This window comes from Pseudomonas sp. 1 R 17, from assembly GCF_900067035.1.
In the GTDB taxonomy this organism is placed as follows: Bacteria; Pseudomonadota; Gammaproteobacteria; order Pseudomonadales; family Pseudomonadaceae; genus Aquipseudomonas; species Aquipseudomonas marginalis.
Map to the genome: position 1 here is coordinate 108253 of NZ_FKLB01000006.1, position 15339 is coordinate 123591.

General features: G+C 60.9%; 18 protein-coding genes. 12 read left to right on the top strand and 6 right to left on the bottom strand.

Annotation, left to right across the window (positions count from 1 at the left end):
* The first annotated feature begins 63 nt into the window (after positions 1-63).
* A complete protein-coding gene (locus tag BFP99_RS00560) occupies positions 64-960 on the top strand; it encodes a LysR family transcriptional regulator (protein WP_065926831.1) in 897 nt (298 codons plus the stop codon).
* An 8-nt stretch (positions 961-968) separates the two neighbouring features.
* Here BFP99_RS00560 and BFP99_RS00565 read toward each other — a convergent pair whose 3' ends face one another.
* Positions 969-1295 carry a DUF883 family protein gene (locus tag BFP99_RS00565; protein WP_003170746.1) on the bottom strand — a complete coding sequence of 109 codons (327 nt, stop codon included), beginning with the start codon at positions 1293-1295 and terminating at the stop codon, positions 969-971.
* Positions 1296-1451: 156 nt separating this feature from the next.
* Between BFP99_RS00565 and BFP99_RS00570 the strand changes: the two genes are divergently transcribed.
* Both BFP99_RS00570 and BFP99_RS00575 read left to right on the top strand, forming a co-directional pair.
* Positions 1452-1667 carry a dodecin gene (locus tag BFP99_RS00570; RefSeq protein WP_027608132.1) on the top strand — a complete coding sequence of 72 codons (216 nt, stop codon included), beginning with the start codon at positions 1452-1454 and terminating at the stop codon, positions 1665-1667.
* 115 nt (positions 1668-1782) lie between these two features.
* Positions 1783-2007, top strand: a complete 225-nt coding sequence (locus BFP99_RS00575; protein ID WP_005783407.1) for a DUF1161 domain-containing protein — start codon at positions 1783-1785, stop codon at positions 2005-2007.
* Positions 2008-2067: 60 nt separating this feature from the next.
* On the opposite strand, the gene BFP99_RS00580 is transcribed toward BFP99_RS00575, so the two are convergent.
* Positions 2068-3069 carry an LLM class flavin-dependent oxidoreductase gene (locus BFP99_RS00580; protein WP_021491416.1) on the bottom strand — a complete coding sequence of 334 codons (1002 nt, stop codon included), beginning with the start codon at positions 3067-3069 and terminating at the stop codon, positions 2068-2070.
* A gap of 215 nt (positions 3070-3284) precedes the next feature.
* Here BFP99_RS00580 and BFP99_RS00585 point away from each other — a divergent pair, with 215 nt between their 5' ends.
* Positions 3285-3716, top strand: coding sequence for an OsmC family protein (locus BFP99_RS00585; protein WP_065926832.1), 432 nt, complete (start codon positions 3285-3287; stop codon positions 3714-3716).
* 146 nt (positions 3717-3862) lie between these two features.
* A complete protein-coding gene (locus tag BFP99_RS00590; protein WP_017734725.1) occupies positions 3863-4102 on the top strand; it encodes a DUF1161 domain-containing protein in 240 nt (79 codons plus the stop codon).
* Here BFP99_RS00590 and BFP99_RS00595 read toward each other — a convergent pair whose 3' ends face one another.
* A complete protein-coding gene (locus tag BFP99_RS00595; protein ID WP_065926833.1) occupies positions 4103-4525 on the bottom strand; it encodes a PA0061/PA0062 family lipoprotein in 423 nt (140 codons plus the stop codon).
* 110 nt (positions 4526-4635) lie between these two features.
* Between BFP99_RS00595 and BFP99_RS00600 the strand changes: the two genes are divergently transcribed.
* The gene (locus BFP99_RS00600; RefSeq protein ID WP_065946458.1) at positions 4636-5679 is read left to right on the top strand and encodes an aminopeptidase; all 1044 of its coding nucleotides are present in this window, start codon (positions 4636-4638) and stop codon (positions 5677-5679) included.
* Positions 5680-5739: 60 nt separating this feature from the next.
* Here the strand turns inward: BFP99_RS00600 and BFP99_RS00605 are convergent, their stop codons facing one another.
* Positions 5740-6399: an HAD family hydrolase gene (locus BFP99_RS00605; protein ID WP_065926835.1), complete on the bottom strand. Its 660-nt coding sequence runs from the start codon at positions 6397-6399 to the stop codon at positions 5740-5742.
* Positions 6396-6938: a gamma carbonic anhydrase family protein gene (locus tag BFP99_RS00610; protein ID WP_065926836.1), complete on the bottom strand. Its 543-nt coding sequence runs from the start codon at positions 6936-6938 to the stop codon at positions 6396-6398. The genes BFP99_RS00605 and BFP99_RS00610 overlap by 4 nt, the downstream gene beginning before the upstream one ends.
* Positions 6939-6992: 54 nt before the next feature.
* Between BFP99_RS00610 and prlC the strand changes: the two genes are divergently transcribed.
* Both prlC and BFP99_RS00620 read left to right on the top strand, forming a co-directional pair.
* Positions 6993-9092 (top strand): oligopeptidase A, encoded by a 2100-nt coding sequence (gene prlC / locus BFP99_RS00615; protein WP_174556988.1) that lies wholly within the window; start codon positions 6993-6995, stop codon positions 9090-9092.
* Positions 9089-9361 carry a YheV family putative zinc ribbon protein gene (locus BFP99_RS00620; RefSeq protein WP_027608125.1) on the top strand — a complete coding sequence of 91 codons (273 nt, stop codon included), beginning with the start codon at positions 9089-9091 and terminating at the stop codon, positions 9359-9361. The genes prlC and BFP99_RS00620 overlap by 4 nt, the downstream gene beginning before the upstream one ends.
* 25 nt (positions 9362-9386) lie before the next feature.
* On the opposite strand, the gene BFP99_RS00625 is transcribed toward BFP99_RS00620, so the two are convergent.
* Positions 9387-10073, bottom strand: coding sequence for a phosphatase domain-containing protein (locus BFP99_RS00625; protein WP_065946459.1), 687 nt, complete (start codon positions 10071-10073; stop codon positions 9387-9389).
* Positions 10074-10347: 274 nt separating this feature from the next.
* Between BFP99_RS00625 and BFP99_RS00630 the strand changes: the two genes are divergently transcribed.
* The 4 genes from BFP99_RS00630 to BFP99_RS00645 all read left to right on the top strand — a co-directional run bounded on the left by BFP99_RS00630 (position 10348) and on the right by BFP99_RS00645 (position 15327).
* Positions 10348-11100: a gluconate 2-dehydrogenase subunit 3 family protein gene (locus BFP99_RS00630; RefSeq protein WP_027608123.1), complete on the top strand. Its 753-nt coding sequence runs from the start codon at positions 10348-10350 to the stop codon at positions 11098-11100.
* Positions 11101-11102: 2 nt separating this feature from the next.
* A complete protein-coding gene (locus BFP99_RS00635; protein ID WP_065946460.1) occupies positions 11103-12887 on the top strand; it encodes a GMC family oxidoreductase in 1785 nt (594 codons plus the stop codon).
* Between the two features lie 12 nt (positions 12888-12899).
* Complete coding sequence (locus tag BFP99_RS00640; protein WP_027608121.1) at positions 12900-14198, top strand: cytochrome c; 1299 nt, start codon at positions 12900-12902, stop codon at positions 14196-14198.
* Between the two features lie 70 nt (positions 14199-14268).
* The gene (locus BFP99_RS00645; RefSeq protein ID WP_065926840.1) at positions 14269-15327 is read left to right on the top strand and encodes a PA0069 family radical SAM protein; all 1059 of its coding nucleotides are present in this window, start codon (positions 14269-14271) and stop codon (positions 15325-15327) included.
* The last annotated feature ends 12 nt before the right edge of the window (positions 15328-15339 follow it).

Consider the following 15339-nt stretch of genomic DNA (forward strand, 5'->3'; position numbering starts at 1 on the left):
TACCCCTCACATCCGGCGCTGAAAACCGATAAGATCGCGGCAACCTGTCAGGAAAACTCACAGATGAGCCGCGACCTCCCGCCCCTCAATGCCCTGCGCGCATTTGAAGCCACTGCCCGCCTCAACAGCGTCAGCCAGGCTGCCGAGCAATTGCACGTGACCCACGGTGCGGTCAGCCGCCAGTTGAAAGTGCTGGAGGAGCATTTAGGTGTCAGCCTGTTCATCAAGGACGGGCGCGGCCTTAAACTCACAGATGCAGGTGTGCGGTTGCGAGATGCCAGCGCGGAGGCGTTCGAGCGCTTGCGGGACGTGTGCGCCGAACTCACCCAGGCCAGCGCCGACGCGCCTTTCGTGCTCGGCTGCTCAGGCAGTCTGCTGGCGCGTTGGTTGATCCCGCGCCTGGGACGCTTGAATGCCGATCTGCCGGACCTGCGCCTGCACCTGTCGGCGGGCGACGGCGACCTTGACCCCCGACGCCCCGGTCTCGATGCCCTGCTGGTCTTCGCCGAACCGCCGTGGCCGGCGGATATGCAGGTATATGAACTGGCGAGCGAGCGTATCGGCCCGGTGATGAGCCCGCGTTTTGCCGGCTACCAGCGCCTGCGCCAGGCGCCGCCGCACGCCTTGTGTGGCGAAGCTTTATTGCACACCACGTCCCGTCCGCAAGCCTGGCCCAGTTGGGCGCAGCAGCACGGCATCGAGCCCGGCGCGTTGAAACACGGCCAGGGTTTTGAGCATTTGTATTATTTGCTGGAGGCGGCGGTTGCAGGGTTGGGCGTGGCGATTGCGCCAGAACCGCTGGTAGCAGAGGACCTGCGTGCGGGTCGCCTGGTGGCGCCGTGGGGTTTCAGTGAAACCCCGGCGCACCTGGCGTTGTGGCTACCCAAGCGCGCCGCAGACGGGCGCGCGGGTCAATTGGCGCACTGGCTCAAGGCTGAGCTGGCGCGCCAGCCGGTGTAGCCGGTCAATCAGTCACCGCGTTTGCACAGCAGGTAAGCCGCCAGCAGGCCCAGTGCGCCAACGGCGACGCCGGCGGTGGTCCATGGGTGCTCTTGTGCGTAGTCCCGGGTGGCAACACCGGTTTCGCGGATTTTGACTTTGCTTTCTTCGTAGGCATCGCTGATCAGGTGACGGGAATGCTTGAGGGCATTCTCGGCATTGCTTTTCAGGGCCTTCAGGGTTTTGCGCGACTCATCCGACGCATCGTCCTTGAGGCTCTCAAGGGACTTGAGCAGGCTCGAAATCTCGGCTTCCATGCTTTCCAGCGACGCTTTGCGTAAAGAAGTGTTGGCCATGTGAATTCTCCTGAAGTGATTGAGTGGCGTGTGTAGATACCGACTCCAGCGTTTTCAGAAAGTGCAGTAAATCTGAACTTTCGGGTAGGAACGGTCGCCAGAAGCAGTATGAACAATGACTGCTAGGCTTTATTGACGACCCTCAGGAGAAACACCATGTCTGATCATCACACCTACAAGAAAGTCGAATTGGTAGGTTCATCCACCACCAGCATCGAAGACGCAATCAACAATGCCCTGGCCGAAGCCAACAAGAGCATCAAGCACTTGGAGTGGTTTGAGGTGACGGAGACCCGTGGTCATATCAAGGACGGCAAGGTCGCCCACTATCAGGTCACGCTCAAGGTGGGGTTTCGAATTGCCAGTAGTTGATCGCGTCGGTTGAACTTGCCGGCTGGCCGATTGCCATAACCTGCGCTACAAACAATGGGTGCCGATGCCTGCAGCGTCGGCACGCTCGTTTCAATCAGCGCAAGGAAAGTGACGGATGAAGAAGTTCCTGTTAGCGGTAGGTTTGTTGAGCATTGCGGGCACAGCCCTGGCGGCGGGCAAGCCTTGTGAAGAGCTGAAAAGTGAAATTGCAGCGAAAATCGACGCCAAGGGCGCTTCGGGTTATTCGCTGGAAGTCGTGGATAAAGGCGCCTCGACCGACGCTAAAGTGGTTGGCACCTGTGAGGGTGGTACCAAGGAAATCGTCTACAAGCGCGGTTAATGCCGTGTGGCAGGCTTGAAACCGACGCACAGGTGCGTCGGTTTTTTTTCGCCTGGGGGTTTAGCCCTTCATCAACTGCGCCAGCAGCTCGTAGGAATGAATCCGATCGGCGTGCTCGTACAGGTCGCAGGTGAAGATCAATTCGTCGGCGCCGGTCTGTTCGATCAGTACTTCCAGCTTGGCACGGATCTTCGCCGGGCTGCCCACCATTGCCAGTCCGAGGAAACTGCCGACGGCGTCTTTTTCATGGGGCAGCCACAGGCCGTCCATGGTTTTCACCGGTGGGCGCTGCACCAGGCTTTGCCCGCGCATCAAGGCAAGGATGCGCTGGTACACCGAGGTGGCCAGGTAGTCGGCCTGCTCATCGGTGTCGGCGGCAACCAATGGAATGCCGAGCATCACGTAAGGCTTGTCCAGCACGGCCGAGGGCTTGAAGTGGTTGCGGTACACGCGAATCGCCTCGTGCATCAAACGCGGTGCGAAATGGGAGGCGAAGGCGTAGGGCAAACCGCGTTCGCCCGCCAGTTGCGCGCTGAACAGGCTGGAACCCAGCAGCCATACCGGTACGTTGGTGCCGGTGCCGGGCACCGCAATCACCCGTTGGTCCGGTGTGCGTGGGCCGAGGTAGGCCATCAGCTCGGCCACGTCTTCCGGGAAGTCATCCGCGCTGCCGGAGCGTTCACGGCGCAGGGCGCGAGCGGTCATCTGGTCGGAGCCGGGTGCGCGGCCCAGGCCCAGGTCGATACGTCCGGGGTAGAGACTTTCAAGGGTGCCGAACTGCTCGGCGATCACCAGCGGTGCATGGTTGGGCAGCATCACGCCGCCGGAGCCGACGCGAATCGTCGAGGTACCGCCGGCCAGGTAACCCAGCAATACCGAGGTGGCCGAGCTGGCGATGCCATCCATATTGTGGTGTTCCGCCACCCAGAAACGGTTGTAGCCGAACTTTTCCACATGCTGGGCCAAATCCAGGGAATTGCGCAACGACTGCGCCGGGCTGCCGTTGGCGCGCACCGGCACCAGGTCGAGGGTCGAGAACTTTACGTCGGACAGCGATTTCATAAGCCTGCTTCTCCAATGGGGGCGCAGGCTTCTTAGACGAACCAAAACCTGCCGCTTCATGTGCATGCCCTATGCAATGAGGGCATATACCCGAGATTCAATAGCAGCAATGAAATTTCCTACTTAATTGCTAGGTTTCTCTTACAACTGAACTTTGCCGGCGCGTCTATCCTCAGAACCTTACCGACGCAAAACCACCGTTCGAGGAGAAAGCTATGAGTATCGTTAAAAAGGCATCCGCGCATTGGGAAGGTGATCTGAAGACTGGCCTGGGCTCCATTTCCACCGAAACCGGCGTGCTGCGCGAAGCGCCCTACGGCTTTAAGGCCCGTTTCGAAGGCGGCAAGGGTACCAATCCTGAAGAACTGATTGGCGCGGCCCACGCCGGCTGTTTCTCCATGGCTTTTTCCATGATTCTCGGCGACGCCGGGCTCAAGGCTGACAGCATCGACACCCAGGCCGAAGTGACCTTGGACCAGGTCGATGGCGGCTTCGCGATCACCGCCGTGCACTTGGTGCTCAAGGCCAAGATTCCAGGTGCCAGCCAGGCGCAGTTCGATGAATTGAGCAAGAAGGCCAAGGAAGGGTGCCCGGTGTCCAAGGTGCTGAATGCGAAGATCAGCCTGGATGCCACGCTGGTCAACTGACACTGCAGGTCCAGTGTGGGAGGGGGCCAGCCCCCTCCCACATTTTGTTCTGCGTTAAATCAGAACTCGTGTTTCCCGAATGTGGTCCTATAGCCTATGCAGCCTTAGGCGCACACCCGTGCGCATGCATTCAGGGAGCTTCACACATGAAACGTTTTGCTTTGGCGATCATTTGCGGTGTGTTGGCCACATCGGCTGTGGCCGCACCAAAAGACTGCGAAGAGCTCAGGAAAGAGATTGAGGTCAAGATCCAGGCGAACGCGGTTCCGTCCTACACCTTGGAAATTGTCAGCAAGGAAGAGGCTGACAAGCACGACGTCGCCATGGTCGTCGGCAGCTGTGAGAACGGTACCAAAGCCATCATCTATCAGAAGAACAACGATTGATCAGAGACAGTTGACGCTGCGTTCTTCCGCCAGCAATTGGCGAGCGGCGTTATACAGCCGGATATTCGGCGTGAAGGCCAATGAGCGCCCTTCCAGGCGATAGCGTTGGCCAGCCTCGAAATGGTCGTACTGCAGAGTGATGAAACAGGTGCGGTCGGCCGTTTGCCCAAAGCCATTGAGGCTGCCGCCGGTCGGCACCTCGAAATCAAAGCGCACCATCAACTCGTGACTGCCCGGTGAAACCTGGAAGTAGCGTCCGTCCGGCAGGTTCTTACCATCCAGGCGCTGCGCCATCACCAGCTTGGCTCCCGGCGTTGGCGTAGCGAAATCGACCCAGGCCTGATGCGGATCGACCGGCGGCAGGGGGGTCGAAGCGCAGGCGCTGAGCAACAGGGCGACGACGGGAAGCAGGAGCTGGCGCATGGCAGGTACTCAACGCAAGGAGAGCTTTGAGTATAAACACGCCACGCCGTGGAAAAATCCCCTTCAGGCGCGATAGTCTGGCGAACACATCACCCAGGAGCGGTCGGGGCATGGTCAGGCGTTTTCTTCCAGGGTTGATAGTCGTGCTGCTCAGTGGCTGCTCCAGCGTCAGTTACTACAGCCAATTGGCAGGTGGTCAGTGGCAGCTGTTGCGAGCCCGGGAGCCGGTTGCCGAGGTCATCGCCGATCCGTCGCGGCCGCAGGGGCTGCGTGATCATCTGGCTCAAGCACAGAAAGCTCGAACCTTCGCCAGCGAACACCTGAATCTGCCTGACAACCAAAGTTACCGGCTGTATGCCGATATCGGCCGACCTTATGTGGTCTGGAATGTCTTCGCCACGCAGGAATTTTCCCTGGCGCCTCAAACCCATTGCTTCCCCATTGCCGGTTGCGTGGCCTATCGCGGCTATTACAGCCAGGGCGCGGCACGGGGTGAGGCGGCGTTGTTGCGCCAGCAAGGCATGGACGTATCGATAGGTGGCGTCGAAGCCTATTCCACCCTGGGTTGGTTCAACGACCCGATCATGAATTCGATGATGAACTGGGGCGACGAACGCCTGGCCACGCTGATTTTCCATGAGCTGGCGCACCAGCGGTTCTACGTGAAGGATGACACCGAATTCAACGAGTCGTTTGCCAGCTTCGTCGAGCAGGAAGGCACCCGCCAGTGGCGCGCGGCCCAGGGCCTGGCGCCGCTTGGCAGCTCGACGCGGCAGCAGCGGGACCAATTTACCCAGCTGATCCTCGATACCCGTAAGCGCCTGGAAAAACTCTACGTGCAACCGCTGTCCGTCGAGGCGATGCGCCAGGCCAAGGCGGCCGAATTCGAGGCGTTGCGCCGTGAGTACCGGCAGATGCGCGATAGCCAATGGGGCGGGGACAAGCGTTATGACGCCTGGATGAACCTGCCGATGAACAATGCGCGGTTGTTGCCGTTCGGGCTGTATGACCGGTGGGTGCCGGCGTTTGCGGCGTTGTTCAGGCAGGAAGGCGGGGATTGGCGCAAGTTTTACGCCGCAGTGGAGAAGATGGGCGAGTTGCCGGTGGGGCAGCGCAAGGCTGCGTTGAGGCGGTTGGAAGGTACTGATCGGTAGAGCCTCATCGGCGGGCAAGCCGCTCCCAATGTGGGAGGAGGCTTGCCCCCGATGGCGGCCTCAGGGCCGCATCAAAAACGCCTGATGCATCTGCGCCAACGTCTCGAAATGCCAGGTCGGCGCTTCGGCGTTCAACTCTTCGAAACTGCCAAACCCATAACCGACGGCCGCCGAATCCACGCCATTGCTGCGCGCCCCGATCAGGTCGTGCTTACGATCACCGATCATCAAGGTAGTGGCCGGATCCAGGCCTTCTTCGCGGAGCACATGCGCAATCAACTCAACCTTGTTGGTGCGTGTCCCGTCCAGTTCACTGCCGTAGATCACCTTGAAGTGCCTGGCAAAATCGAAATGCCGCGCGATCTCGCGGGCAAACACCCAGGGCTTGGATGTGGCGACGTACAACTGGCGGCCCTGTTTGTCCAGGTCTTCGAGCAGCGGCATCACGCCCTCGAATACGCGGTTTTCATACAGCCCGGTGACCTTGAAGCGCTCGCGGTAGAAATTCACCGCCTCCCAGGCCTTGGCCTCATCGAAGTCGTAGAACTGCATGAAGGCTTGCAGCAACGGCGGGCCGATGAAGTGTTCGAGTTGGGTCAGGTCGGGTTCGTCGATGCCCAGTTTGCCAAGGGCGTACTGGATCGAGCGGGTGATGCCCTCGCGTGGGTCGGTGAGGGTGCCATCCAGGTCGAACAGGACGGTTTGGTAAGGGAGGGTCATTGGTCGAATCCTTCAGCCAGGTGCAGGTCTTTGAGCTTCACGTAGTTGGCGGCGCTGTAGGTGAAAAAGGCGCGTTCCTTGTCAGTCAGCGGGCGGATTTGTTTAACCGGGCTGCCCACATACAAAAAACCACTGTCGAGTTTCTTGCCCGGTGGCACCAGGCTGCCGGCGCCGATGATGACGTCGTCTTCCACCACGGCGCCGTCCATCACGATGCTGCCCATGCCGATCAAAATCCGGTTGCCCACCGTGCAGCCATGCAGCATGACCTTGTGGGCGATGGTCACGTCATCGCCGATCAGCAGCGGGAAACCGCCAGGATTGAACGGTCCGGCATGGGTAATGTGCAGCACGCAGCCGTCCTGCACGCTGGTGCGCGCGCCGATACGGATGCGGTGCATGTCGCCGCGAATCACGGTCAGCGGCCAGACCGAGCTGTCGGTGCCGATTTCGACATCGCCGATCACCACCGCCGAAATATCGACAAAAGCCCCGGCGCCCAGGGTTGGCGTGTGGTTCTGATAGGTGCGAAGGGTCACGATAGCCTCTCTCTTATGTGCTGATAGCTGCGGTGGGCGTTGATTGTAATTAAGATGGCCCCATCTTTGTTCTTACATGTTTCTTCAGCCAAGGTGCCAACCGTGAGCGCGAACAACCCTCTTCTGCAGTCCTACGACCTGCCGCCGTTCTCGGCGATCCGTGCCGAGCACGTGCAACCGGCCATCGAACAGATCCTCGCCGATAACCGTGTTGCCATCGAAGGCATCCTGCAAAGCCAGGGTAAAAATCCGACATGGGCCGGCCTGGTGCTGGCCATGGACGAATTGAATGATCGCCTGGGCGCCGCCTGGAGCCCGGTCAGTCACCTCAACGCCGTGTGCAACAGCGCCGAGCTGCGCGAAGCCTACGAGGCGTGCCTGCCGGCGTTGAGTGCCTACTCCACCGAGATGGGCCAGAACCGCGCGCTGTTCCAAGCCTTCGAAGCCCTGGCCAACAGCCCGGAAGCCGCCGGTTTCGACGTGGCGCAAAAAACTATTCTTGAACACTCCCTGCGCGACTTCCGCCTCTCGGGTATCGACTTGCCGCCTGAGCAGCAAAAACGTTACGCCGAAGTGCAGAGCAAGCTTTCCGAGCTGGGCAGCAAATTCTCCAACCAACTGCTGGACGCCACCCAGGCGTGGACCAAGCACGTCACCGAGGAAGCCACCCTCGCCGGCCTGACCGATTCGGCCAAGGCGCAGATGGCCGCTGCCGCGCAGGCCAAAGGCCTCGACGGTTGGCTGATCACCCTGGAGTTTCCGAGCTACTACGCGGTCATGACCTACGCCCAGGACCGCGCCCTGCGCGAAGAAATCTACGCGGCCTACTGCACCCGTGCGTCAGACCAAGGTCCGAATGCCGGTCAGAACGATAACGGCCCGGTGATGGAACAGATCCTCGATCTGCGTCAGGAACTGGCCAAGCTCCTGGGTTACGCCTCGTTCTCCGAGCTGAGCCTGGCCACCAAGATGGCCGAGTCCAGCGACCAGGTGTTGAGCTTCCTGCGTGACCTGGCCAAGCGCAGCAAGCCGTTCGCTGCCCAGGACCTGCAACAGCTCAAGGCCTACGCCGCCGAACAAGGCTGCGCCGACCTGCAAAGCTGGGACAGCGGTTTCTACGGCGAAAAGCTGCGTGAGCAACGCTACAGCGTGTCCCAGGAAGCCCTGCGCGCCTACTTCCCGATCGACAAGGTGCTGGGCGGCCTGTTCGCCATCGTGCAGCGTTTGTACGGCATCGAGATTGCCGAGCAAAAAGGCTTCGACACCTGGCACCCGGATGTTCGCCTGTTTGAAATCAAGGAAAACGGCCAGCACGTCGGGCGTTTTTTCTTCGACCTGTACGCCCGCGCCAACAAGCGTGGCGGTGCCTGGATGGACGGCGCGCGCGACCGTCGTCGCACCATCGACGGTGTGCTGCAAAGCCCGGTGGCGAACCTGGTGTGCAACTTCACCCCTGCCGACAGCGGTAAGCCTGCCCTGCTGACCCACGATGAAGTGACCACCCTGTTCCACGAATTCGGCCATGGCCTGCATCACCTGCTGACCCGCGTCGAGCATGCCGGCGTGTCCGGTATCAATGGCGTGGCGTGGGATGCGGTGGAGTTGCCAAGCCAGTTCATGGAGAACTGGTGCTGGGAGCCGGAAGGCCTGGCGCTGATCTCCGGTCATTATGAAAGCGGCGAGCCACTGCCCCAGGACCTGCTGGAAAAAATGCTCGCGGCGAAGAACTTCCAGTCCGGCCTGATGATGGTGCGCCAGTTGGAGTTCTCGCTGTTCGATTTCGAATTGCATGCCACCCATGGCGATGGCCGCAGCGTGGCCCAGGTGCTCGAAGGCGTGCGCGATGAGGTGTCGGTGATGCGTCCTCCGGCCTACAACCGTTTCCCCAACAGCTTTGCGCACATCTTCGCTGGCGGTTATGCCGCGGGCTACTACAGCTACAAATGGGCCGAAGTGCTGTCGGCGGATGCCTTCTCCAAATTCGAAGAAGACGGCGTGCTCAACGCAGAGACCGGCCGTGCATTCCGTGAGGCGATCCTGGCGCGCGGCGGCTCCCAGGCGCCGATGGTGCTGTTCGTCGACTTCCGCGGACGTGCCCCGTCGATTGACGCACTCTTGCGCCACAGCGGCCTGAGTGAGGACGCAGCAGCATGAGTGAAGGGCCTGTGATTACCAAAAAGCAATTTATCGCCGGGGCGGTCTGCCCGGCGTGCAGCGAACCGGACAAGTTGAAGATGTGGACCGAGGACAGCGTGCCGCATCGTGAGTGCGTGGCCTGCGGGTACACCGATACGCTGAATGATCAAGGTCTGTCGGTGCCCAAGGAATTGGGCACGCGGGTCAATACATCGGCGTTGAAAGCGCCGGACCCGAAGGTGCAGGCGGTGCAGTTCTTTCCTAACCCGAAGCTGAAGAAAGACTGACTCGTCTACCCCCTGGGAGTGCGTCTCAGGGGGTGACCAGCAGTGCGGTTTTTTCCTCGGCGGGCTCGTGATCCTTGTTCGCCGGGTTCAGCCAGCTGTTCATTGAGCACAGGGCAAAGGCGCTGGTGCTGCAATCGCCATTCGCCAAGGCTGTGCGCAACTTGTCGATATCGGCCCTCATCATGTAGCGAACGCCGTCCTTGAAGCCGTTACTGGTGCCGAAACCGCCCAAGGTCATCTCGTTCAGCGCATCCTCCTTGCTCCATCCCTGAATCACCACGCGATACATCGCCGCCATCAGGCCGGTGCGGTCAGAGCCGTGCTTGCAATGCATCAGCACCGGGCCGTCAGCTTCCGCTTCCTTGATCGCCCTGAGTGCCGCCAGCACGTCAGAGTCATCCACATGGTTGGTGCGATAACTCAACTGAACCTGACGGATGCCTGGCGCCTTCAGCCAGTTGCTATCGGACTCGGGCAGGAAGTTGATCACGGTCCCGATCTTGAGCTGTTCCAGCAACGGCGCTGCCTTGCTATCCGGCAATGCGCTGCGATAGAGCGTGGGCGTCATTTGATGCAGGTTGTAGCGGTCGCCCACTGGCTGGGCCCATTCTGGAGAACGCAGGGACGTAGCGTCATCGGCCCGAACAAAAGCTGTGGTGAACAGTGCCATGAACGCGAGGCCCAGGGCTGGCAACCAATGATGCTTGTACATGGGCGACGTCACCCTATAGGGAGTGGTTGATGGCGCCCAGAGTCGGTCACGGCGGGTCAAGGAGGTGTGAGGTGTGCGTCAAAGAATCGTGAATCCTCAATCTTTAGTCGCTGAAGCGATTCTCTCGATGCTTAGGCTGCTATCATTTGTAACTATTGTTTGCGCGCTGCGCTCTATCTCCCTGGATCACCTGGATCCAGATCGCCGCCCGACAACGCCAAGCCACTCCCTAGAAGCGGCTGATAACCCCGTGACCACATGATGAGGTGCCACCATGTCTGATCAAGATCAAGACAACCCCCGGCGTGACTTTCTACGCAAATCCTTGACCTTGATCCCGGTGGTCACGGTTGCCAGCACCGGCCTTGGCGGTTCGATGCTGATGGCGACGCCTGCGCCGGTCGAGGCTGCGCCAGCCAAGCCTGCGGCCAGCGAAAAAGCCTACGAGCCAAGCTATTTCACTGCCGAGGAATGGGCGTTTATCAACGCTGCCGTCGAGCGTCTGATCCCGGCCGATGCCCAAGGCCCCGGCGCCCTGGAAGCTGGCGCGCCGGAGTACATCGACCGGCAGATGAACACGCCTTACGCCAGCGGTGCCCTGTGGTTCATGCAAGGCCCGTTTAATGCCGATGCGCCACCGGAGATGGGCTGGCAGAGCAAGTTGGTGCCCAAGGACATCTATCGCCTGGGTATTGCCGCGACGGATGCCTGGTCGAAGGCGTTCAACGGCAAAGTTTTTGCTGCGCAAGACAGCGCTACCCGAGACGATATGTTGCGGCGCCTGGAGGCGGGCGGCAGTGAGGTTACGGCACATTTTGACGCGGTGCCGCCGAAGATGTTCTTCAACCTGCTGCTGCAAAACACCAAGGAAGGCTTCTTCTGCGACCCGATCCATGGTGGCAACAAAGGCATGGTCGGCTGGACCATGATTGGCTTCCCCGGCGCCCGCGCCGATTTCATGGACTGGGTGGAACGCAATGAGCAGTACCCCTTCCCGGCAGTATCCATCCGCGGCGAGAGGGCATAAACGTGGCGACCATCATGAAGAAAGTGGATGCGGTGATTGTCGGCTTCGGCTGGACCGGCGCGATCATGGCCAAGGAGCTGACGGAAGCCGGGCTGAACGTGGTAGCGCTGGAGCGCGGCCCGATGCAGGACACTTACCCGGACGGCAACTATCCCCAGGTCATCGACGAACTGACCTACAGCGTGCGTAAAAAACTCTTCCAGGACATCTCCAAGGAGACGGTGACGATTCGCCATAGCGTGAATGACGTTGCCTTGCCTAACCGTCAGCTCGGCGCGTTTTTGCCGGGTAACGGCGTAGGCGGTGCGGGCTTGCACTGGTCGGGCGTGCATTTCCGTGTCGATCCGATTGAACTGCGCATGCGCAGCCATTACGAGGAACGCTACGGCAAGCATTTCATTCCCAAGGACATGACCATCCAGGACTTCGGCGTGAGCTACGAAGAGCTGGAGCCGTTTTTCGACTATGCGGAAAAAGTCTTCGGCACCTCAGGCCAGGCCTGGACCGTGAAAGGCCAGGTGGTGGGTGAAGGTCGTGGCGGCAACCCCTATGCGCCGGACCGTTCCAACCCGTTTCCGTTGGAAGCGCAAAAGAACACAGTCTCCGCACAGCTGTTTCAGAAAGCCGCCGCCAGCGTCGGGTACAAGCCCTACAACCTGCCGTCAGCCAATACCTCGGGACCTTACACCAACCCCTACGGCGCGCAGATGGGCCCGTGCAACTTCTGCGGTTTTTGCAGCGGCTACGTGTGCTACATGTACTCCAAGGCCTCGCCGAACGTGAACATCCTGCCGGCGCTGCGCCAGGTGCCGAATTTCGAGCTGAGGCCCAACTCCCACGTGCTCAAGGTCAATCTGGACAGCACCAAGAGCAAGGCCACCGGCGTGACCTACATCGACGCCCAGGGCCGAGAGTGCGAACAACCGGCAGACCTGGTGATCCTCGGCGCGTTCCAGTTCCACAACGTGCGGCTGATGCTGCTGTCGGGCATCGGCAAGCCTTACGACCCGATGACCAATGAGGGTGTGGTGGGCAGGAACTTTGCCTACCAGAACATGGCCACCATCAAGGCGTTCTTCGACAAGGACACCCATACCAACAACTTTATCGGTGCCGGCGGCAATGGCGTGGCCATCGATGATTTCAACGCCGACAACTTCGATCACGGGCCCCATGGCTTTGTGGGCGGTTCGCCGATGTGGGTCAACCAGGCCGGCAGCCGGCCGATTGCCGGTACGTCCAACCCGCCCGGCACTCCGGCCTGGGGCAGTGCCTGGAAGCGCGCCACCGCCGATTACTACACCCACCAGGTGTCGATGGATGCTCACGGTGCCCATCAATCCTACCGGGGTAACTACCTGGATCTGGACCCTGTCTACCGTGATGCCTACGGCCTGCCGTTGCTGCGCATGACGTTCGACTGGCAGGAAAACGACATCAAGATGAACCGCTTCATGGTTGAGAAAATGGGCAAGGTCGCCGAAGCGATGAACCCCAAGGCGATAGCCGTGCTGGGCAAAAAAGTCGGTGAGCACTTCAACACCGCGTCCTACCAGACCACCCACCTCAACGGTGGCGCGATCATGGGGACCGACCCGAAGACCAGTGCGCTGAACCGCTACTTGCAGTGCTGGGATGTACACAACGTGTTTGTTCCCGGCGCATCCGCTTTCCCACAGGGCTTGGGCTACAACCCTACAGGCCTGGTGGCGGCATTGACCTACTGGTCGGCCCGGGCGATTCGCGAGCAGTACCTGAAAAACCCCGGCCCGCTGGTTCAGGCATAAGGAGCGATGACCATGAAAGCATTTGTTATCGCGACGTTTGCCCTGCTCAGCAGCTGCTCGATCAGTGCCGCCGAAACCGACCTGATCAAGCAGGGCGAATACCTGGCCCGCGCCGGCGACTGCGTGGCCTGCCACACCGCCAAGGGCGGCAAACCGTTCGCCGGTGGCCTGCCGATGGAAACCCCCATCGGTGTGATCTATTCCACCAACATCACCCCGGACAAGACCGGCCTGGGCGACTACAGCTTCGAGGACTTCGACAAGGCCGTGCGTCACGGTGTCGCCAAGAGTGGTAGTACGCTTTACCCGGCGATGCCCTACCCGTCTTATGCGCGCGTCAGCGAAAGCGACATGCAGGCGTTGTATGCGTACTTCATGAAGGGCGTGGAACCGGTCGCCCAGGTGAACAAGGACAGCGACATTCCGTGGCCGTTGAGCATGCGTTGGCCGCTGGCGGCGTGGCGCTGGATGTTTGCCCCTGAGGTGGTGGATAAGCCTGTCGTGGCCGACGCAGACCCGGTGATCAGCCGTGGCGCCTATCTGGTGGAAGGCCTTGGCCACTGTGGCGCGTGCCATACACCACGCGCCCTGACCATGCAGGAAAAAGCCCTGAGCGCGACTGACGGCAAGGCCTTCCTGTCCGGCAGCGCGCCACTGGAAGGCTGGATCGCCAAGAGCCTGCGCGGTGACCACAAGGACGGCCTCGGCAGTTGGAGCGAGGCGCAGCTGGTGCAATTCCTCAAGACCGGTCGCAGTGATCGCAGCGCGGTATTTGGCGGTATGAGCGACGTGGTCGTGCATAGCATGCAGTACATGTCCCAGGACGACCTGACCGCTATCGCCCGTTACCTCAAGAGCCTGCCGGCGGTGGACCCGCAGGACCAGCCGCACCAGTATGACAAGCAGGTGGCCGAGGCGCTGTGGAAGGGCGATGACAGCAAGCCCGGCGCCTCGGTGTACATCGACAACTGCGCGGCCTGCCACCGTACCGATGGCCATGGTTACACGCGGGTGTTCCCGGCGTTGGCGGGCAACCCGGTGGTGCAGACTGCAGACGCCACGTCGTTGATCAACATCGTGTTGAACGGCGGCACGTTGCCGGCCACTCACACGGCGCCGTCGACCTTTACCATGCCGGCGTTCGCCTGGCGCCTGTCGGACCAGGAAGTGGCGGATGTGGTCAGTTTCATCCGTGGCAGTTGGGGTAACCAGGGTGCCGCAGTGAAAGCCAGTGACGTGGCCGACCTGCGCAAGAACGACATGCGCACCACCTCGGGCGATGACCTGGGGCAGGTCACACAAAAGCACTGACCGCCAGACGGCACTGGTCAGGAACCTCGCGCCTCGATACTGTATATAAAAACAGTATCGAGGCGCTTTCATGTCTACTCCGCTGCCGCCCCGTGGTCGGGGCACGGCCACCAACCTGCATAACCGCTTTGCGCCCACCGTCAGCGTGGCGGAGGACGACGGCTGGTACCAGGAAGTGCCGCCGACCCAGGGCACCGAAGTGCGCATCGAAACGGCCAAGACCATCATCACCCGCAACAACTCTCCGGACCTGCCGTTCGACCGCTCCATCAATCCCTATCGTGGCTGCGAACATGGCTGCATTTACTGTTATGCACGGCCCAGTCATGCCTATTGGGACATGTCACCGGGGCTGGATTTCGAAACCAGGCTGATCGCCAAGAGCAATGCGGCCGACGTGCTGGAACAGCAGTTGTCGAAGCCGGGCTATGTGTGTGCACCGATCAACCTGGGTTCCAACACCGACCCGTACCAGCCTATCGAGCGTGAGTACAGGATCACCCGGCAAACCCTCGAAGTGCTGCTGCGCTATCGGCACCCGGTCACCATCATCACCAAGGGCTCGTTGATCCTGCGTGACCTGGACCTGCTGGCGGAGCTGGCCAGGCAACGCCTTGTGGCGGTGATGATCAGTCTCACCAGCCTGGATGATGAGCTCAAGCGCATCCTGGAGCCGCGCACCGCCGCGCCCAAGGCACGGTTGCGGGCCATACGGGTGATGCGCGAGGCGGGCATCCCGGTGGGCGTGCTGTGCTCGCCGATGATCCCGATGATCAACGACAGCGAGTTGGAAAGCCTGCTTACCGAAGCCCATGCCGCCGGTGCGCAGAGTGCGGCGTACATGATGTTGCGCCTGCCGCTGGAGGTGGCGCCGCTGTTCGAAGAGTGGCTGGCGGCGCATTACCCGCAGCGTGCGGCCCATGTGATGAGCCTGGTGCGCCAGGTGCGCGGTGGTGAGGTCTACGACAGTCGGTTCGGCGTCCGCATGCGGGGCGAGGGGCCGTTTGCCGACCTGCTGGCCCAGCGCTTCAGCAAGGCGATCAAACGCCTGGGGCTCGATCGCAGAGAAGGCTTCAATCTGGATTGCACGGCGTTCTGTCCACCGGGCAGACAGATGGCATTGTTGTAGACTGAAAAGGCA